Genomic DNA, 19,179 nt, shown 5'->3' on the forward strand with positions numbered 1-19,179 from the left:
AAGGCGCACTATTTCATATTCTGTGTTCATTGATTCTTCACTTAAAGAGCGCAGCAAAAATGCTTAAACCTACCATAACAGTAATTGCACAGTCACTTTTGATATCGCCACTGGTCATATTACAACCGGGCGTATCACACGCTCAACAACCATCGCAAACAGACGCGTTAAACCAAGCCCGAGCAGGCATTGAACAACTAAGCGCTAATCACGCGCAGTTAAGCAGTGAAAACAAAAATAGTCATCGTCAATACAACCAGCAAGGATTTCAAATGGAAAATATTACGTTAAACACAGAAGTGGGCAACTTGGCTGCAAATTTATACCTGCCAAAAGGTATTACTAATCCACCAGTGGTCGTTGTTACAGGTGCATGGACATCAGTAAAAGAGCAAATGCCAGCTGTTTATGCAAAGGCACTAGCCGAGCGAGGCTACGCTGCTGTTACATTTGATTTTAGAGGTTGGGGAGCGTCAAGAGATACTGATGACAACCAAACCGCGTACCTTGAAGATCCTGTTCGTAAAACGCAAGATATACAGGCTGTTATCAAAGCGCTATCAAACGTCGCGCAGGTGGACAACAGCCGTATTGCTGGCTTGGCCATTTGTGCCTCAGCGGGCTATATGCTTGATGCTGCGGTTCAAAATACTCAATTAAGCCAAAATACACGGTTAGGCGCGGTGGCAGTAGTGGCCCCCTGGTTACACGATGAAGCAATGGCAACAGCCATTTATGGCGGTGAAGAAAATCGCAATCAATTACTTGCGTTAGCAGCGGCAGAGAAAGACAAATCCGAGCCATTAGTTATTGAAGCGGCAAGTTTAACCAATGAAAACGCCTTGATGTATAACGCACCTTACTACACTGAGCAATCACGAGGTTTGTTGCCTGCCTACGACAACAAATTCAACGTGACGTCATGGAGCGGTTGGCTTAATTATAATGCGCAGTTAAGTGCATCAAAACAGACTATACCGGTTTTAATGGTTGCATCAGAAGCGATGGCGCTGCCACAAGGTGCACATCAGTATTTGGAAAACGCGACTGATTCGGTAAATGCAATTTGGCTAGATAACATCAATCAATTTGACTTCTACGACCAACCTGAAGCCGTTGAAAAAGCCGTTAACGCCGTAGTTTCCCACTTCGACAGCGCATTGTAAGACGAGTATTTACCTATTAAAGGCTCAGAAATGAAATTTAAAGCCATAATTTGTGTCATGTTAGTTGGAGTTTTTACTATGGGCCACGCTGCCACATCCCATTCGAGCCGGGATAAAGACATTGCAAGTATTCACAGCAACCTGAATAGCTTTTCAGCATTAGCTGACAACAATGCTTATGAATACTTAACCTTACTGTTTGCCCCACATGTAACAACAGACTACACCAGTTTGTTTGGGGGCGAAGCGGTAACCCAAAAACGTGAGATCTTAATGCAAAACTGGGCGGCTTTCTTGCCTGGCTTTGACAAAACATTCCACAACTTGGGAAACCCAAGTATTAATCGAAAAGAAGATATAGCGTTTGCTAACGTGCCATTTACTGCCAGTCATTGGCTAGGGCATGATGGTTTTTGGCAAGTTTCGGGCATCTACCACTTCACTTTTAGAAAGATAGAAGGGCAATGGCTGATTACTTCAGTGACACTAGAAAAGAGAGAGGAGGCGGGCAGTCGCGATATTTTAGCGATTGCGCCAGAAAATGCGAAAGACCGCTTGGCGGATCTGCAGCAAGTTAAAAACGATACCCTAGCGCACTGAAAGCAAACAAGTTACTAACGCCTGTTGAGATTTGATGCACAGTAAAAACCAACAGGCGCTAGCGTAAAACTGCGTGTTTTTCTTCAAGAAAGTCGATTAAGGCCCTAATTCTTTGGGCCTTTTGACTATGTTGCTGAAAATACATAAATAGCCCTGAATAAGGAAACCAGTTCTCTTTAAGTACGGGAACAAGCTCGCCAGTTTCAAATAATTCATCCACCATAGGTTCAACAATTCTTCCTATACCTAACCCTTTTTTGGCAGCATCAATCATCAAATCTGTATCGTTGACTACCATAGCAATCGGCATTGAAACACTCACAGCTTGCTGGTTTTGCCACAGATGAAGTGGCGCAAGTTTGTTAGAGGTAATAAAACGATATTGAATGAGCTTGTGTTGCTGAAGGCTATCAATAGACGAGGGAAGGCCATACTTTTTAGCGTAGTGAGGTGAGCAGAACAAACATTCTTTAGTGGCATTAGTTAATCGCTTTGCCACCATGCCTTCTTCTATCCTATCACCAAAGCGAATACCCACATCCATCCCATCGGTAATCAAATTTACGGCTGCATCGTTTATCGATACCTCAAGCTTTAAGTCTGGATAGCGCTCGCAAAACTCTTGGTAATAAGGCGCCAAAAGCTGTTGGAAGGCGAAGCGAGGAGTGGTAATACGAACCGTGCCCCTAGGGGTATAGCTAAGGGCGTTGACCTCTTCAAATGCAATATCTAACGTGTCGATAGCATGATGAGTTTGCTGCTTAAGTAACTTTCCCGCATCGGTTAATTCAACTCTACGCGTGGTTCGATTGAACAAAGGAACGCCCACACTTGCTTCTAGAGATTTAAGCGCGTGGCTTACAGACGGCGGTGCCATTTCTAACTGGCGAGCTGCGCCACTAATACTGCCTTCATCGGCAATAGCATGAAAAACAATAAGTTGTTGAAATGTGGTGCCGTTCACTTATAGCGCCTCTTGAAAGTCTAAGTGACAAATTGGTCGAAGGGTTTCAAGCCCAAAATTATATCTAGAATTTAATTGTTAGTTTTAAACTAATAATCTTTGAGTTAATCATCATCTAAAACTAAAGGTCATTCAAGCATAAACTTCTATCTGTTCACTTTGAACCAACCATAAAATTATCACGCAAAGGTAGAAGTAATGAGTAAAGTATTAGTTATCTCCGGCCATCCTAATTTAGACCAGTCCAATGCTAATAGCGCTATTTTGCAAAGCCTGACTAAGCGCATAGACGACATTGAAGTTAGACGTTTGGACACCCTTTATTCTAACAACCCAATTGATGTAGAGGCAGAGCAAAAAGCCTTGCTTGAAGCTGAGGTAATTGTGCTGCAGTTTCCTTTCTACTGGTATTCTGTACCAGCTTTACTTAAGCGCTGGATTGACCAAGTATTTACTTATAATTTTGCGTTTGGCCCTGAAGGAGACAAGCTGGCGAATAAACATTTTTTACTGTCCATTTCGGTAGGTGGTCCAAAAGAGTCTTATGGACCGCTAGGCTATAACCATTTCAGTGTGGAAGAATTCTTACGCCCGCTAGAACAGCTCGCTTACCTCGCAAAAATGCAGTACCACAAGCCAATTTACAGCCATCGCATGGTGTACATTGAAGGTGTTTACAACACGCTTTCAGACGTTCAGGGCCGTGGTGATCAACATGGTAAGCGGGTAGCCGATGCTATTGATGTTTTGATGAACTCTCCAGAATTGCGTATTAAACAGTTTGTAACGACGTGGTTTGGGCAGTTCGATCAATTACCGGCGTCAAGTGAAGCGTTTCTACCGAATCTCAGCGAGGAGGTTGTCTGGCAAGCGCCAGAGGGACGATTTCAAGGCCATGCTGGATTCAACGACTGGTACGCGTGGGCACGCAAGACGTTTAAACCTAACTGTGAGCACCGTGTAGATCAAATTGATATCAAACCCGATGCTGATTCAGCGAAGCCCAATGGGTTTATAGTAGACCTTCGAATTAACCTTCGCGCTGACACATTTGAATCGTCTGACTTTAAAGGGGAATCGGTTGAGGTACAGGTAAAAGAGCGCTGGCATGTGCATATTGATACCGAAGGTAAAGTAACCATCGACAGTTACGTTGTTAGTTCTTTGTAGAGATTAACAACGTGCTAAAAACTCAAAACCAGAACTTAAAACCAAGACAAAAAGCATTTAAAAAGTTAGGCGAGACGATGAATAAACCTATCCTGTTTACAAGAAAAACCAGCCAGTCTCTGGCGTTAATTGTGCTCTCTGGCATGGGCATTACCGCTTCGTTTAGCGAAGCCGCGGTAAACGAAGCAATAGGGGCGCTCTATTCAAGTAAGTTTGAAAGCAACATAAGTCAGAACCTAACACCGCTGCACAAAGCAGTGTGGGATAACGATATACAGCGTGTTAAGGCACTTATAGACAGCGGCGCAGATGTTAACGGACTCGATAGATTAATGGGGGTAGCGCCGCTTCATCTGGCTGTTCAAGGAAGAAACGTAGACCTTGTTAAACTGCTTGTGAAAGAGGGAGCATTCGTAAACTTGCAGTCAGTACGCCTGGGCGGAACGCCACTGCTATTGGCCGTGTGGCACAGAAATATTCCCGCGGTGGAATATTTATTAAGTTTGCCCGACATCGATACCACCGTTATTTCAGCGGCAGGCGCTACAGCCCTTGGGTTTAATCGAAGCGGTACAAAAGCAAACGATAAAGCGTTAAATGAAGATGTTGCCACTATTAACGCGCTATTTGCGGCTCATAAAGCAAAAACGCTGCAGCAAGCGCAAGAAAAAGCAGCCATTTATATGATCGTTGCCAACCAAGCGCTGTCTGAAGAAGAAATGGTAGCTGAAATAAAAGTGCTGCTAGAAAAAGGGTATGACGTTAATGCGGTTGCGCCCGTATTGAAACAAGGCAGTGATTTTCATAGCGCGCTGCTGCTTGCAGCGATGAAAGGCTACCTGAAAGTAGCAAAGCTGTTGCTAGATAACGGCGCAGATCAAACGCTTACCGGCGCCTACATGGCCGCAATTGCTTTACACAAAGCCGCATATTTTGGGCGTGCAGACATGCTGACGTTACTTAGTCAATATCCTGGCTTTCAGGAAGTGCTTAACGCGCAAGGTCCTAACAACGGGTATACACCGCTTCATGACGCAGTGTGGCATGGGCATTTAGAGGCAGCGAAAGTATTGGTGGAAGCAGGAGCTAGGTTAGATTTGAAAGGTTACGATGGCAATACACCAGAGCAGCTTGCAAGGCAAAACGGTTATTCTATGATTGCTGAATACCTAGAAAATACGCGAAGCAAGCGTGGAAATGCCCCGCGTAAGTGAGCTGAAAAAAGCGTACTAATCTGCAACGCTAAATTTTGACGACGTTCTTACGTATACAATGGTTTCGCTCTGGTTTGCGTTTTCAACAGAATGGTGTGCGGCAGTTGATGATTCAATATAACTTCCTGCGTTTAATTCAATCTGTCTGGAGGTATTGTTTTGGGTATAATTGAGACTACCCTTGATAACCACTGCCTTGAATTCATCACCATTAGATTTTATTGAACCTTTAAATCCTTTTGGAAGCTTGATAAGGGTGCCGTATACACTACTTGTCTCGCCCCACAAATAGGCAATAGAAACACCGTCGGCCGCTATATTTACAAGGTCGCTTTTTTGCAGCCACACCATATTGTCTGCGTGAACGTTGATTGGCCTTTCGCCGTTGTCAAAATGTTCTTTTGATGGCTTTACAAGGTATGGGCCTTCATCAATTTCCAGGTAAATCAGGTTGGTTTTGTCGTTTGCCGCAGTGGTGTGATCTTCACCTGCAGGTTGAGTCCAAAACGAACCTGTTGGCATCCACATCTTTGCTGCGTTTGGATCGTCATTGTGCATTTCACCTTCAATCACAATACCTCTATAGGTTATGTTGTGAATGTGCGGTGGCGATTCAAAGCCTTTGTTAAATCGCACTAACATCCCCGTTGCCGTGTCTTTTGTTCGGTCTCCCCACAAGTCTGCTGCCCCGGGGCTTTTGTCGCCACGGGCTGGGTTCAAGAAACCCCATTCTACATCCTTAGCTGCAATAACTTTGTCTTGTGCTTGTGCGCCGGGTACAAGAAGAAAACAGGTGCTCAATAATAGCGATGCTATTGTAAGTTTGTTTCGTTTCGTTGGTTTCATTCAAACCTCCTAATTGTTGGTCGTAGGTTTTATTTAACAGGCAGGCACAGTCTATTATTTCGAATAAGTCTCATAAACGACCAAAATCAATAAAGACTTTCCTGAAAATGTGGATAATAGAGGTGATCCATTTTGCTTTGTCTTTCTTGCCATGAAATCAAAAGAGTGAAATAAACGTTGAGGGAAGTATGAAAACCGAAGACCTGTCTGTGTTCGTAAAGGTGGCTGAAGTGGGCTCGATAACCACTGCTGCGATAAAACTTGATATTAGCTCATCTGCTGCAAGTATGGCGGTTAAACGTTTAGAAGAGCAGCTTGGCGTAGCGCTATTTGTGCGAAGTACACGCAAAATTCGATTGTCACCTGAAGGAGAGCAGTATTTGCCTATGGCAAAGCAGGCACTCGACACCTTACAGCAGGGCCTTGCACTAGTGACAGAGCAGAAGCAGAGTATTCATGGTGAGCTTCGCATGGCGATGTCTTCGGAAATGGGGCGCAACCTAATGCGTGAACTGCTAAATAAAGTGCAGCGCGCAAATCCAGAACTTTCATTGCGATTACATGTGAGCGACAGTCGGGTGGACTTCTACCGCGATGGTGTAGATGTAGCACTTAGAGCCATGACAAAAGAAGCGGTTAAAGAATCGCAGATGTATGGTTTTAAAGTGTGCAATATTCCGCATGTGATTTGCGCGTCTCCCGATTATTTAGAAAGAAACGGTGAGCCTACAACTTTGACTGATTTAGCGCAGCACAACGCACTTCTTTATAAGCTCTACGACCAAACCCACAATACGTGGGAACTTATCAACGAGGGCGAGAGAGTTAAAGTGAAAGTGAACAGTAATCGCGCTGTGAATGACGGTGATATTGTTCGGCGCTGGTGCGTAGATGGAGAGGGGATAGCTAAAAAGTCATGTATAGACGTTGCGGGGGATTTACTGAGCACAAAGCTGCAGCGTATTTTGATTGGTTACCACGTACCGCTAACTGAAATGTGGCTCATGCTGCCTAGCCGGCATCTTATTACGCCAGCGGTAAGATTAATTAGAGATGAATTAAAACAGGTTATTGAAAGTAAGCGTCAACGTCTTATTCAAAATCAAATATTAAAAGAGAGTGAATGGCCGCCGTGTGACAACGCCTAATTTAGTTAAAACAACACCTGAACATCATAAACGGAGAGGCTTTAAAAGCCTCTCCTTAAACCTTAAAAGCGATAGGCGGCGGTAAGCCTAAAGCGTTGAGGCGCGCCAGGTTCAACCCACACATCTGCGAAAGAGTTAGTATAAAACTCTTCATCAAACAGGTTATCTACTGCAACTTTAACTGACAAGTTTTCTACAGGCTCTATTTCAGCAAACGCACGAACCGTGGTGTAGCTTGGTAAGTAGAAGTCGGTAGCGGTTTGACCTAAACGCTCATCAACATACAACAGTCCTGAACCGATACGTACTGGCATATCAGCAAATGTAAGTCCCTTGCTCAACTGAATGCTCAATTGGTTTTCTGGAACGTTAATTAAAGGATCGCCAGATTCAATGGCTGCAACAAAGTTAGCATCCGCCGCATCGTTTGTACTTTCAGCATCTACGAAGGTGTACGACACCCAAAGCGAAATATCATTTTCAAATTCAGCGTTAATGTCTAACTCAACACCACGGCTACGCGCTTCGCCACCAGGGGTTAAGAAGAAGCCGTCAGACGCCTCAGGGCTATCATCATAAACAAGGATGTTACTTTGCTCGATATTAAACACGGCGAAGGTGATATCACCCCGTATATTATTAAACATTGATGTGAGATCGGCTTTAACACCAATTTCCGCAGATTTAGATTCGTTAGGTTCAAACGGATTTCCGGCGAAATCCGACCCCGTCAGCTGACGGAAACCTTCACCGTAAGTTGCGTACACACTTTTGGTGTCATCAAACAGATAAACAGCACCCACTTGTGGAGAAAAGCGTGTGTCGTCTTGTGATGTGGTACTTACAGGTGACGCAAGGCGATTATCAATTTCCTGCTCGAACTTATCGAAGCGACCACCCAGCCTAACTTGGAAATTATCAGTGATGTTGATTTGGTCTTGGAAATAGATACCCCACGCTTCCTGAACTTCAAAACGGTCCAAGTTATCAGACAATTCCACATCTGGAAGTGGTGAGTAATCCGGATTAAAAATATCGACCACTAAGTACTGTTCTAAGTCCAAGTCTTTAATGTCAGTATCGCTTGAAAAGAATGGCGGGCGATAGCGCAGAATAATCTGGTCATTTTCAAACTTATCGTAGTCAGCACCAATAATCACGCGATGTGATAGCGACCCAGTATCGAATTGTCCCGCTATTTCGCCGCGTAAAACGAAGTAATCGGTTTGGAAATTACGGTAGCGCTTAAAACGAGACAACAAGGCTTGATTAGGATCGATAAATAACGTTTGGCGACCACCAAAGTTGTTTTCTAATGCATTACCCTCGAAAGTGGTATCGCGTAAGCCAGCACCCAAAAGCAGGTTCCATTCGTCAGCAAGTTTATGAGAAACCTCAATTTGATGACCAACCACTTCCGTATCGATGGTGTCGCCATTAGGATCGCCAGTAAAGATTTCAATTGGCTGATGGCCCAACTTACCATCGATGGCCACTACGCCACGGTCGAAAGGAATTTTTTGCTCGGTGTATTCGAGTTCGTACGTAACCGTGGTGTCTGCTGATGCTTCCCACGTAACCGATGGATAAAAGCCAAAACGCTCAGTTTCTACTGTATCGCGGAAACTTTCAGCATCTTCATAAAAGCCTACTAAGCGTACACCTACATTTTCAGTACTGCCTGCAACCGATTGTACATCAGTCTCAATGCGCTTCTGCGACCAGCTTCCGTAAGTTGCTTTAATTTCACCATCTTGACGAAACTGGGGGCGCTTTGTAACAAGGTTTACCGCTCCACCTGGTTCACCGCGACCAAACAGCGCAGCTTTAGGGCCTTTTAATACTTCAACATGATCAATGCCAGAGAGATCACGAGGTCCGCCAAATCCGCGTCCTGCGTTAAAACCGTTTACCAGAAACCCGCTAGGTAAGTTTTCGTCACCTGAAAAACCACGAATAGCAAAGCTGTTCCAAAGGCCACCAAAGTTATTTTGTCTGGCTACCGAAGCGGACAAGTCTAAAGCGTCGTTAAGGTTTATAGCGCCTGCATCATTGATGAGACCAAGGTCGATATCCTGCGCTGCCGCCGGCACTTCTTTATATTCAAATGCCCCTTGATACGCACGGTGCATACCATGCACCGTAATTTTCTCTACATCAGCTTCCGATTGAATATTAGTGTTTTGCGCATTTGCAGGCGCATTCAAAAGCGTCGCGATAGAAAGGGCGAGGGTAGATTTTACCCAGCTAGTCTTCATTAGTGTTTTCCTGTGTCTTTCTTATTTTTGGTGAAAATTGAGGTAGCTGTTTAAAACTGGCCGATGAAAACTCCGGGGCTTCAAACAAGTGATGATAGTAGAATTTGCGCAACGACGCATGAAATTCACGAACATTATTTTCGTAGTTAACCATGGCTTTAACATCGGTATCAGCAGCACTCGTTAATAAGCGTTGCGTTAACAAAGACGGGGATAGCAGAGCAACATAGCTTGCAATTTTATCTTTGCGTAAGGTGGCGGCTTGATAAGCCTCTGAAAGTTCCTTTGCCGTTTGGTCGCCAACTTGTTGAAATGCGTAATACCACTTCCAATTAAATGAACTGTCTCGCTGTGGATCAAAGTCGGTTTTATCCGCCCACTGTGGGTGAGTTTCAATAAACGCTTCCCATGTTTGTTCAACAGGTTTGTCCCATGCACTGTTAACGGCTTCTCGCTGCGTGAGCACAATGTCGCCGCCCTCAGGTGTATCAACCGACGCATTAATTACGGTGTGCCCGGTAACTGGCACAATAACCGTTGTGACAAGCCATACGCCTAACATGATTGAAGCTAGGTGCGTGGCGCTGAAATTAGCAAAACGCTTAGCAGCTCCTATAGCAAGCACAATAGCGCTCCAAACAATTATGCTGCCAATGACGATGGTACAAACCGTTACTGTTTGAAACACAGACGCGCCACTCACTACACTAAAGGCAATAAACGGAATAAGCGTAACCAGTGCCAAGGGGACTAGTGTTACCAATACGCGTGATGACCAAATAGCATGCGAATTGCGTGCGGTTACATTAAGTAAGTCAAAACGGCGGGCTTCGCGTTCCTTCGCTTTTAAGTCGTAAAGGAGCAAAATGATAAACAGAGGCAACAGCACACTGGTAACGAAAGCAAAGTCAAAACGCCCTAAGAAAGCAAGCTCCGGATTGTCTGTATCGCTTTCATAAATCTGACCTTCTAGCGCTAGCATTCTAATACGGTGCTTCCACGGAAACACATCGCGCTCTCCTACAGCAGCAAACGCCAACGGCGAGGGCGGGGCATAGGTCAAATGAAAGGCGTAATAGGCTACCATGCCATAATTAGATTGGTGAGTAAGGACAGCGTTGCGTTCTGTTTCATCTTTCTCTAACAAGCGCTCTATAGTGGATTGCTGCTCTTGCATTTCCGAATAGCCAGACCACAACGACACCGAGCTTAAAAGAAACACGACCAAAAGCGTTAGTTTTATCTGACGATGGCCAAATACGAAACCCGCTTCTCGTTTAATATCATTAAAACGGATCATGGATTTAATCTCCTAACTGCAGCTTGAAGAAGTAGTGCGGTAAGTCCCATCCAAAGCAACAGCTGAATAAAATAAATCAACGCGTTACTAATGCGTGTGCTTCCTACTTCTGGTTTAAAATCAAACTTTGCTAAGATCGCCCAGTTATCTGCGCCAACCACAGCTTTGTCTGCTGCTTCTTCACTGGCGTTGCGGTTCATATCTAACTTGTAATCGAGTTTTTCAGCGTGAACCTTGTTTAAAGCCTGAACAAACTCAAGTCTCAGCGTTTCCGCTTCCCTTAAAAAGCGGTGGTGTGTCTCGAGGCTAGTTCCCGCAAGGATCGTAGAAATAGAGCGCACCGCAACCGTAGGCGAAAGCCAGCCAAACTGCCGTGCTATTTGGGCTTGTTCCAACTCTTCGGTCATGCGGGTTTCAGCAAACTCATTAAGCACTTTGGCTTGTCGACCTTCGGAGTACTGGGCAACAATGCCCCTGAAGTTAACGGGTAAGTCGTCAACTGAATCTACATTGTATTTAGCTAGTAAATCTTCTTTTAGCTTTTTGAATGCAGGATCATTAACGTCATGACCGTCACCTAAACTTCTAAGTTTTTCTTCCACTTTGAAATCGGCTTCAAGTTTTCCCATTGAAGGGGCAATGTTTGTGGCAACGCTGCTCCCTAAACGAGGAAGCAACACACAAGCGCTCATCCAAATGACAACAAGTACGGTGAAGCTAACGCTGCTTTTCTCAAATATGGCCGAGCACGCAGTGACTACCGTGGCCCACAGTAAAAAGTAAACCACATAACTAAGGCAAAAGAGTATTACGACAAGTGCACTTTCGTTTGAAAACGCGACATAAAGACAGGCAAACAGTAGCGGGAGTAAAAATAGGCTGCTAGCGATTACGAGAGCCAGAAGCTTCCCTAAGAGCAATTGCCAACGGGTGGTGCCTTGAGAAAGCAGTAAGGTTAGCGTGCCGGCTTCGCGTTCACGTGACACGCTGCCGTAGCCAATTAGAATAATAAATAAAGGTGCGAGAACCAAAGCTAAAAAGCTGGGTGTTAAACTACTAAAGCGTGTAAGCCCTGCGGATTGGCGCTGCTCGGCGAACATCGCACTATTTTGGCGGTGTCCTTCTAAAAATATAGCGTTCCCCGTGTAGGTATCGACACCCGGTTCAATTACGCTCAGTGGAGTGGGGGCACGAAATACATAATGACCATAATGCACCATGCGATGAGGGTGCTTGTCGGGCTGTGCCTCAAAGCGTTGTTCAGCTTCTGTTTGAAGGTGGTCTCTGGTGTGGGAAGCCTCATCGATGTGAAAGGCATTAACTACCAGTGCAGCTATGGTAAGCATAGCGCCTAGCAATAAAACGGTCGCTGCTACTTTTGTTCGCAACCAATAGCGCCACTGTTCAGCACAAATGATTCTAGCAACATTCAGTATCATACATTACGCCCTGCAAATGCTGCGTGAACGGCTTCAGTATCTATTGGCGTATCGCCAGCGCGCTCGAAGGAACCTGTGAGTTTGCCATTACTTAAAAGCACAATTCGATGGGCAACTTGGCAGGCACCATAAACGTCGTGGGTAACCATAAAAATAGTAGCGCCACCCGCTGCCAGCTCTGACACTAGCGCATTAAATTCGTCGATGGCTGCTGGATCTAGCCCAGATGTAGGTTCGTCTAAGAACAGTACAGGCGCATTGCGCAGTAGGGCCAAGGCAATTGCGGTCTTCTGACGCATGCCTTTTGAATAATTAGATAGCGCCTTATTCCACGAATCTTCTTGAAGTGCGACCTTGCGAAGTGCGGCGAACATATCGTCGTCAGACTTATCGACTCCAGCCACTGACAAGAAATAACGAATGTTTTCTACGCCAGAAAGATGGCCATATAAGGTGACAGACTCGGGTAAGTAGGCAACAGACTTTTGAACTTGGTTTGGCTGGGTAGAGGCATTATGCCCTAATACAGTGGCGCTACCGCTACTTGCCTTCATAAGCCCTAAAAAAGTTTTAAGGGTGGTGGATTTACCTGCACCATTTCCACCTAAAAGTGCAAATACTTCGCCTTTTCCTACATTAAAATTGAGATTGTCTAGAAGCGTGCGATCGTCAACACACACGGTAAGCGCATCCGCGCATATCACTGAATTTGTTTGCATTGTTTGGAGAAGCTATACATTAGAATTGTGATGCAATGTTATAATATAACCATCTAGATGGGAATAGCTTTTATTTAGGTAGTGTGTGTTTTGTTTTAATTAGAAATAATTTACAAATTTCGGAAGCTGAGACGAAAAAGGCTTGCCGAGTGGCAAGCCTTTGAAATTGGTGGAGCTGGCGGGATTTGAACCCGCGTCCAGAAAATGTCTACCTTTGGTACTACATGCTTAGTTTGTCATTTATTTAACTGCTTGGAACTCCGACAAACAGGATTTCCTTGCAGCTGGCCTAATACTGTTTCGCGGTTCACCCTTAGACAAGGTTCCCTCGCTATCCTACTTGGATGACCTTCCGAATCCCCGCTAGCAGGAAAAGACTAGGGTGGAAGGGCCTATGCCGGTTATTAAGCGGCTAGTGCGTATGTTTCGTCGTTTGCGACTATTTAAATGCGGCTTTTTAAGAGGCAAACCGCTCCTCTGCATGCACCTCCGGCTTCCTAGATCCTGTCGAATCCTAATCAGCCCCGAGTGTGATTTTCAATAATAGCACAATTGTTACATGGTGAAATACATTCTTTTGAAAATTACTATAAATTTTAAGGGTTTGGCTATAAATCAACCAAAAATAACATCTAGTTTTTCAAAAGCTTAGCTGTGTGGCTTTCAGTTGAAGCTTTGCTTAAACAGCAACACACAAACATTGAGTATTATTGAACTACCATAGATGTGTGGATGCTTGAGTAAAATTCAAGTGCCGAGCGCACAAGGGCTGTGCAAGAAACGCAATTTATAAACTAAAATAGCGCTTTTTATTTGATTACTTTAGCGAATTTTTAAGGAAATAGTGCTGATGTAATGATGCAATTAGTAGCAAGAACCATTAAAGTACGTGAGCATAATTAAAAGGCTTGTAGTGTAAATGTCTTCAGATTCCATATTGTATTCTCCGTATACCTTGCCATGTGGCGTAACAGCGCGAAACCGTCTTGTTAAAGCTGCTATGGAAGAAAATATGTCGAGTATGGGAAATATTCCCGGAGAGTCTTTGTACTCACTCTATCGATATTGGGCCCACGGCAATTTAGGCATGGTGATCACAGGCAACGTTATGGTCGATAAAGGCGCCATGACAGGGCCAGGTGGCGTTGCACTAGAAAAAGATACCGACATCGCACCGTTTCAAAAGTGGGCAAAAATCATTAAGTCTAATGGCGCTTTAGCCATAATGCAGATTAATCACCCTGGTCGACAGGTATTTAAAGCGATGAAAGGCAAAGCTATTGCGCCTTCTGCTGTACCGCTTGATATGGGTAAACACTCCAAGCTATTTGCTCAACCGCGAGAAATGACCTGCCAAGACATTCACGATGTATGCAAACGTTTCGTTCAAACTGCTAAGCAAGCTGAAAAAGCCGGGTTTGATGGCGTTGAAATTCACGCCGCTCACGGTTATTTGCTTACGCAGTTTTTGTCTCCGCTTACTAATCAGCGTCAAGACGAGTGGGGCGGTTCTATTATTAATCGCGCACGCTTGCTGATAAACATAGTCAGTCAGGTTCGAGCGGTTTGCGCTAAAGACTTTATTGTTATGGTAAAGCTAAATTCTGCAGACTTTCAGAAAAATGGCTTTTCTTTTGATGATGCCTGTGAGGTGGTAAATCGCTTGGAAGCCTTGGGTGTTGATGTTGTAGAACTGTCTGGCGGCAGTTATGAAGCGCCTGCCATGCAAGGGCAAACTCGTGACGACACCACGCTGGCAAGAGAAGCGTACTTCTTGGAATTTGCGCAGGCTCTGGTGAGTAAAACTGATATTCCGCTTATGACAACTGGCGGTATAAAAAGGGCCGAGGTAGCAGAGGAAGTGATTGAGCAGGGCTGTGCCCTTGTTGGATTAGCCAGCGCCCTTGCTATTACGCCCGACTTAGCTAAAAAGTGGCAACAAGAATGGGCGTATTCGGGCATAATTCCACATTGCTCTTGGAAAGATAAATCGCTTGCAAGCCTTGCGAATATGGCCATGGTGCGAAGACAACTTAGACGCCTTGGGAATAACCTAACTACCTTAAGAAACCCGTCACCGCTGTGGAGTCTGATTCTTGATATGCTACATCGCAAGAAAATGACGAAACGAGACGTAGGTTAAACCTACTACACTTCCTTTTTGGCAGCCCAAATAAAAACACAGCGTTAAACGCTGTGTTTCATCATTCGTTCTTTTTGACGTTGCCAATCTTTGTCTTTAATGGTGTCACGCTTGTCATGGGCGTGCTTACCTTTTGCTAGGTGAATTTCTAGTTTCACCCAGCACTTTTTCCAATACATAGACGTGGCAACGATTGAATAACCTTGGCGGTCTCGCGCACCCATTAAGCGGTCAATTTCTCGTTTGTTCAGCAACAATTTGCGAGCACGCTCTGGAGCAGCGATAACGTGGGTAGAGGCTTGATTCAGCGGACTAATTCTACACCCTACCAAATACGCTTCGGCATTCTGGATAATAATGTACGCATCGGTAATGTTCACTTTACCGGCACGAATACTTTTAATTTCCCACCCTTGAAGCTCAAGTCCGGCTTCGAACTTGTCTTCTAGGAAATAGTCGTGACGCGCTTTTTTATTCTGCGCGATATTTCCTGTGGTGTTTTTGTTGGCTTTATTCTTTTTCATGCTGGCTATTATACTGATTGTTCAAAGGAATGTCTTTAGTTGTCATTGTTATCTTATATTGGGGCATTTGGTTCAAAACCGAATACGAGCGAACCAAATTTTCTGTGATACAATGCGGACAAGAGTTTTAATTGTAGTGGAATCAATGCCAAGTATTCATAGAAGCGCGCTGGTAGCTCATAGTGCAGAAGCCATGTTTAACTTAGTCAACGATGTAGCTTCCTACCCAGAGTTTTTGCCAGGCTGTACCGATAGCAAAATACTCGACACGTCGGCGCAAAGCATGAAAGCGTCATTGTTAGTGGCAAAAGCTGGTATCAAGCAATGGTTTACAACGCACAACGTGTTAGAGCCAGGTAAAAGTATTCAAATGCAACTGGTCGACGGTCCGTTTCGCTCGCTTACCGGTGGCTGGACATTTTCAGCGTTATCAGAAGAAGCCTGTAAAATTGAATTAAACCTAGAGTTTGAATTCAGCAATAAACTAGCTGAAATGGCTTTTGGTAAAGTGTTTAACAGTTTAGCCAGCAGTATGGTTGCAGCGTTTACAGACCGAGCGCGGAGCGTGTACGCATGAGTAAGAAGCTCATCAATATTGAGGTTGCCTACGCGTTACCCACCAAGCAAACTATCATTGATGTTGCTATTCATGAAAATGCGACGGTAGAAGAAGGGATAAACGCGTCTAACGTGCTTGAGCAGTTTCCCGAGATTGATTTGAAAGCAACAAAAGTGGGTATTTGGAGCCGCGTGGTTAAGCTTCGCGACACGCTTACCGATGGCGACCGTATTGAAATTTACCGCCCGCTTATTGCTGACCCTAAAGAAATCCGCAAGCGCCGTGCTGAGAAAGCGAAAGAGGAAGGGCGCGCTGACAAAGTCACAGGTGGAAAGGTAAATCCACTTAAGGCGAAGTCATAGCAGTCAGCTGAACGCTTCTACGCCAGCGCCAAAGATAGATACAAAAATGGCCTTCAAGTGAAGGCCATTTTTTTAAAGAAGACAAAGGCTATTAGCTTTTTTCTGAAATACTGCCTAACTCCAGGAAAGGGGAGGCATCAATATCTTCAGCATCCATCATGCTAGCAATTCGCTGAACGGTAGCGACCATTTGGCTTTGCTCCCACTCTTTAAGCTGTGAAAAACGCTCGACAAAGTGTTCTTGAAGCGGGCGAGGTGCGTCAACCACCGCCTCTTTACCACGTTCGGTTAAGAATACGCCCACTTTTCGTTTATCTTGCGTACTTCTTATGCGCGTAGCTAAGTCTCGTGATTCTAGTCTATCTAGAATATTCGTGATGGTTGCAGGGCTTAAGTTAATATTCTCTGCAATTTCGCGCACCATTATACCCGGGCGCTCTTCAATATTTTGCATCACCAATAGCTGTGGGCCTGTTAAACCCACGTGTTTACTTAGCTGCTTGCTGCGTAGGTCTACAGCGCGTATTACGCGCCGTAGTGCCACTAATAGTTCTTCTTCTTTTCGCATGTTACTTCCAACAAATGCGTAACCCAACGGTTACTTAAGCAAATGAATAAAATGTTGGTGCTTATGATAGTGATCGATGACGTCATTAATGACCGAAATCTTCGACCAGCCCATAATATCATAGTTCTGACCACCTTCACTAAGGTGCACTTCGGCGCGATAGTACGTGGCCTTTTTGTTTTCGTCCAGTGCTGGTGTGTCACTTGGACCAAATTCAGGCTGTTCTGTCGATACAGGATGTACAGCATAAATGAACTCAGGGTCATTGCCCATATCAACGGTTAATACGAGTGCTTCGTCGGTATCTTCAATTTTTATTTCAAATTGCTGCGCTTTAAACTCCTCGCTTACTTCTGTTAGCGCAGGCTTCACCACTTTGTTGATGTAACGACGAACGGCAGTTTCATCTGGAAAGGTCACAATATTTTCAAGGCGCTCTTTCCAGTTTTTGTCAGAGTCATTATGCTGCGGTGTACCCGTTAGTACTTGTAAACTTTCACGTTTGTACGCCTCGATACGAAGGGCTTTCAATAGTCCCGATATAGCGATAAGCAACACAATAGCAAATGGCAGTGCGGCGGCAATCGTCATAGTTTGCAGCGCGCCAAGCCCACCAGCGTAAAGCAGCACTGAACTCACCACACCAACGCCAACAGCCCAGTATACTCGTTGCCACAACGGCGTATTGTTTTCACCGTGTGAACACAGCATATCGACAACCATGGCACCCGAATCACATGAGGTTACAAAGAACACAATGACCATCAATACTGCTATAAGGCTTAGTACTGAAGCGAAAGGGAACTGCTCTAAAAATACAAACAGTGCCACTGAAGTATCTTCATTTACCATTTGTGCAAGTACGTCTTTACCTTGCACTAACACCTGATCAATAGCGGCGTTGCCGAATACGGTCATCCAAAATAGTGTAAATGCTGATGGAATAAGCAGTACGCCCATTACAAATTCGCGGATGGTTCTACCGTATGAGATACGCGCGATAAACAGGCCAACAAACGGTGCCCATGCTAACCACCAACCCCAGTAGAAGATGGTCCAGCCACCAATCCAGTCTGTTTTTTCATAGGCGAACAGGTTAAATGTGTTGCGCACTAAATCAGACAGATAAGCCCCAGTGTTTTGCATGAACGCTTGCAGTAAAAATACGGTTGGGCCTAAAACAAGAACAATTAAAAGTAGCAGTAAGGCTAAAACCATATTGGTTTCTGACAGACGGCGTATGCCTTTTTCCAGGCCAGTAGTTACAGAAATTACGGCTAAGCCAACAACGCCTGCCATTATAGCTATTTGAACACCAGTATTTGACGGTAGACCAAATAAATAGTTAAACCCCGCATTTACTTGCGAAGCGCCAAAGCCTAGCGACGTCGATACACCAAACACCGTTGATGTAACCGCGAATATATCAACCACGTGCCCAGGCCAGCCATAAATCCGGTCACCAATTAATGGATATAAAGCAGAACGCAGTGTAAGAGGTAAGTTTTGACGGTACGCAAAATAGCCCAAAATCAGCGCCACTACCGCATAGATTGCCCAAGCATGAACACCCCAATGGAAAAATGTGGTTTTCATTGCTTCGCGAACGGCGTCAATACTTTCAGCCTGTGCAGTGGGGGGCGCTAAAAAGTGCATTAAGGGCTCGGCAACGCCAAAGAACATAAGCCCAATTCCCATTCCTGCTGCAAATAACATACTAAGCCAAGTCCCAAAGCTAAATTCGGGGCTTGCGTGATCTGGGCCTAACTTAATTTCGCCGTAGCGTGACATGCCGAGGAAAACAACAAACACCACAATTACTGCGACAGTAAATACATAAAACCAACTACCGTTGGTCACAATTGCGCTCTGAAGCTTTTGGAAAAGCGCGTCTGCTGTTTCAGGAGTACCAGCAGCGAAGATAAGTAAACATAGGATTAAAGCTGACGATGTAATAAACACCGGCTTGTTGAGTGGAGATTTATTTTCGTTCTCAATCACGCAGTAAATTCCTTTCACCTTTTATAAATTTCGGTTTATACGCAGAAATATACCGCATGGAGCATTTTTTATAAACATCAGATGAAATTATTTGATTTGTATGTATTTGGTCAATGAGTCAAAGTGCAGTATTTTTTTGCAGTTGTTTTTACAATAAAAATTAGACTTTCTGCTAGGTTTTAGGTGTTTTAGGTTAAT

At 44.6% G+C, this 19,179-nt stretch carries 17 protein-coding genes and 1 other RNA gene; 8 read left to right on the plus strand and 10 right to left on the minus strand.

Going from position 1 to position 19,179, the window contains the following annotated elements:
• The first annotated feature begins 59 nt into the window (after positions 1 to 59).
• Together ACFI6L_RS13385 and ACFI6L_RS13390 are read left to right on the plus strand one after the other, a co-directional pair.
• Entirely contained in the window at positions 60 to 1,166 is a 1,107-nt protein-coding gene (locus ACFI6L_RS13385; protein WP_462574181.1) for an alpha/beta hydrolase, read from the plus strand.
• Positions 1,167 to 1,244: 78 nt separating this feature from the next.
• Positions 1,245 to 1,766: a nuclear transport factor 2 family protein gene (locus ACFI6L_RS13390; RefSeq protein WP_462574182.1), complete on the plus strand. Its 522-nt coding sequence runs from the start codon at positions 1,245 to 1,247 to the stop codon at positions 1,764 to 1,766.
• Between the two features lie 58 nt (positions 1,767 to 1,824).
• Here the strand turns inward: ACFI6L_RS13390 and ACFI6L_RS13395 are convergent, their stop codons facing one another.
• Positions 1,825 to 2,730, minus strand: a complete 906-nt coding sequence (locus tag ACFI6L_RS13395) for a LysR family transcriptional regulator (RefSeq protein WP_338358415.1) — start codon at positions 2,728 to 2,730, stop codon at positions 1,825 to 1,827.
• A 198-nt stretch (positions 2,731 to 2,928) separates the two neighbouring features.
• Here ACFI6L_RS13395 and ACFI6L_RS13400 point away from each other — a divergent pair, with 198 nt between their 5' ends.
• Together ACFI6L_RS13400 and ACFI6L_RS13405 are read left to right on the plus strand one after the other, a co-directional pair.
• Entirely contained in the window at positions 2,929 to 3,900 is a 972-nt protein-coding gene (locus tag ACFI6L_RS13400) for an NAD(P)H-dependent oxidoreductase (RefSeq protein WP_462574183.1), read from the plus strand.
• A gap of 77 nt (positions 3,901 to 3,977) precedes the next feature.
• Positions 3,978 to 5,114: an ankyrin repeat domain-containing protein gene (locus tag ACFI6L_RS13405; RefSeq protein WP_462574184.1), complete on the plus strand. Its 1,137-nt coding sequence runs from the start codon at positions 3,978 to 3,980 to the stop codon at positions 5,112 to 5,114.
• A 15-nt stretch (positions 5,115 to 5,129) separates the two neighbouring features.
• Here ACFI6L_RS13405 and ACFI6L_RS13410 read toward each other — a convergent pair whose 3' ends face one another.
• Positions 5,130 to 5,960 (minus strand): DUF4437 domain-containing protein, encoded by an 831-nt coding sequence (locus ACFI6L_RS13410; protein ID WP_462574186.1) that lies wholly within the window; start codon positions 5,958 to 5,960, stop codon positions 5,130 to 5,132.
• 188 nt (positions 5,961 to 6,148) lie between these two features.
• On the opposite strand from ACFI6L_RS13410, the gene ACFI6L_RS13415 reads away from it, so the two are divergent.
• Positions 6,149 to 7,108, plus strand: coding sequence for a LysR family transcriptional regulator (locus ACFI6L_RS13415; protein WP_462574187.1), 960 nt, complete (start codon positions 6,149 to 6,151; stop codon positions 7,106 to 7,108).
• Between the two features lie 62 nt (positions 7,109 to 7,170).
• On the opposite strand, the gene ACFI6L_RS13420 is transcribed toward ACFI6L_RS13415, so the two are convergent.
• The 5 genes from ACFI6L_RS13420 to ssrA all read right to left on the minus strand — a co-directional run bounded on the left by ACFI6L_RS13420 (position 7,171) and on the right by ssrA (position 13,350).
• Positions 7,171 to 9,366 carry a TonB-dependent siderophore receptor gene (locus tag ACFI6L_RS13420; RefSeq protein ID WP_462574188.1) on the minus strand — a complete coding sequence of 732 codons (2,196 nt, stop codon included), beginning with the start codon at positions 9,364 to 9,366 and terminating at the stop codon, positions 7,171 to 7,173.
• Positions 9,356 to 10,666: a DUF3526 domain-containing protein gene (locus ACFI6L_RS13425; protein WP_462574190.1), complete on the minus strand. Its 1,311-nt coding sequence runs from the start codon at positions 10,664 to 10,666 to the stop codon at positions 9,356 to 9,358. The genes ACFI6L_RS13420 and ACFI6L_RS13425 overlap by 11 nt, the downstream gene beginning before the upstream one ends.
• Entirely contained in the window at positions 10,663 to 12,105 is a 1,443-nt protein-coding gene (locus ACFI6L_RS13430) for an ABC transporter permease (protein ID WP_462574192.1), read from the minus strand. The genes ACFI6L_RS13425 and ACFI6L_RS13430 overlap by 4 nt, the downstream gene beginning before the upstream one ends.
• On the minus strand, positions 12,102 to 12,824 hold the full coding sequence (locus ACFI6L_RS13435) for an ABC transporter ATP-binding protein (RefSeq protein WP_069944200.1): 723 nt from the start codon (positions 12,822 to 12,824) through the stop codon (positions 12,102 to 12,104). The genes ACFI6L_RS13430 and ACFI6L_RS13435 overlap by 4 nt, the downstream gene beginning before the upstream one ends.
• 167 nt (positions 12,825 to 12,991) lie before the next feature.
• Positions 12,992 to 13,350: a transfer-messenger RNA gene (gene ssrA, locus ACFI6L_RS13440) on the minus strand.
• 393 nt (positions 13,351 to 13,743) lie between these two features.
• Between ssrA and ACFI6L_RS13445 the strand changes: the two genes are divergently transcribed.
• Positions 13,744 to 14,967, plus strand: coding sequence for an NADH:flavin oxidoreductase/NADH oxidase family protein (locus tag ACFI6L_RS13445; RefSeq protein ID WP_014976383.1), 1,224 nt, complete (start codon positions 13,744 to 13,746; stop codon positions 14,965 to 14,967).
• A 44-nt stretch (positions 14,968 to 15,011) separates the two neighbouring features.
• On the opposite strand, the gene smpB is transcribed toward ACFI6L_RS13445, so the two are convergent.
• Positions 15,012 to 15,491, minus strand: coding sequence for an SsrA-binding protein SmpB (gene smpB / locus ACFI6L_RS13450; RefSeq protein WP_014949307.1), 480 nt, complete (start codon positions 15,489 to 15,491; stop codon positions 15,012 to 15,014).
• 145 nt (positions 15,492 to 15,636) lie between these two features.
• On the opposite strand from smpB, the gene ACFI6L_RS13455 reads away from it, so the two are divergent.
• On the plus strand, positions 15,637 to 16,068 hold the full coding sequence (locus ACFI6L_RS13455) for a type II toxin-antitoxin system RatA family toxin (protein WP_014949308.1): 432 nt from the start codon (positions 15,637 to 15,639) through the stop codon (positions 16,066 to 16,068).
• Positions 16,065 to 16,412, plus strand: a complete 348-nt coding sequence (locus ACFI6L_RS13460) for an RnfH family protein (protein ID WP_075176495.1) — start codon at positions 16,065 to 16,067, stop codon at positions 16,410 to 16,412. The genes ACFI6L_RS13455 and ACFI6L_RS13460 overlap by 4 nt, the downstream gene beginning before the upstream one ends.
• 91 nt (positions 16,413 to 16,503) lie before the next feature.
• Here the strand turns inward: ACFI6L_RS13460 and ACFI6L_RS13465 are convergent, their stop codons facing one another.
• Together ACFI6L_RS13465 and ACFI6L_RS13470 are read right to left on the minus strand one after the other, a co-directional pair.
• Positions 16,504 to 16,980, minus strand: a complete 477-nt coding sequence (locus ACFI6L_RS13465; protein WP_012518305.1) for a MarR family winged helix-turn-helix transcriptional regulator — start codon at positions 16,978 to 16,980, stop codon at positions 16,504 to 16,506.
• Positions 16,981 to 17,010: 30 nt separating this feature from the next.
• Positions 17,011 to 18,981, minus strand: a complete 1,971-nt coding sequence (locus ACFI6L_RS13470) for a BCCT family transporter (protein ID WP_039229500.1) — start codon at positions 18,979 to 18,981, stop codon at positions 17,011 to 17,013.
• Between the last annotated feature and the right edge of the window lie 198 nt (positions 18,982 to 19,179).

Source organism: Alteromonas sp. G4i35 (genome assembly GCF_054960375.1).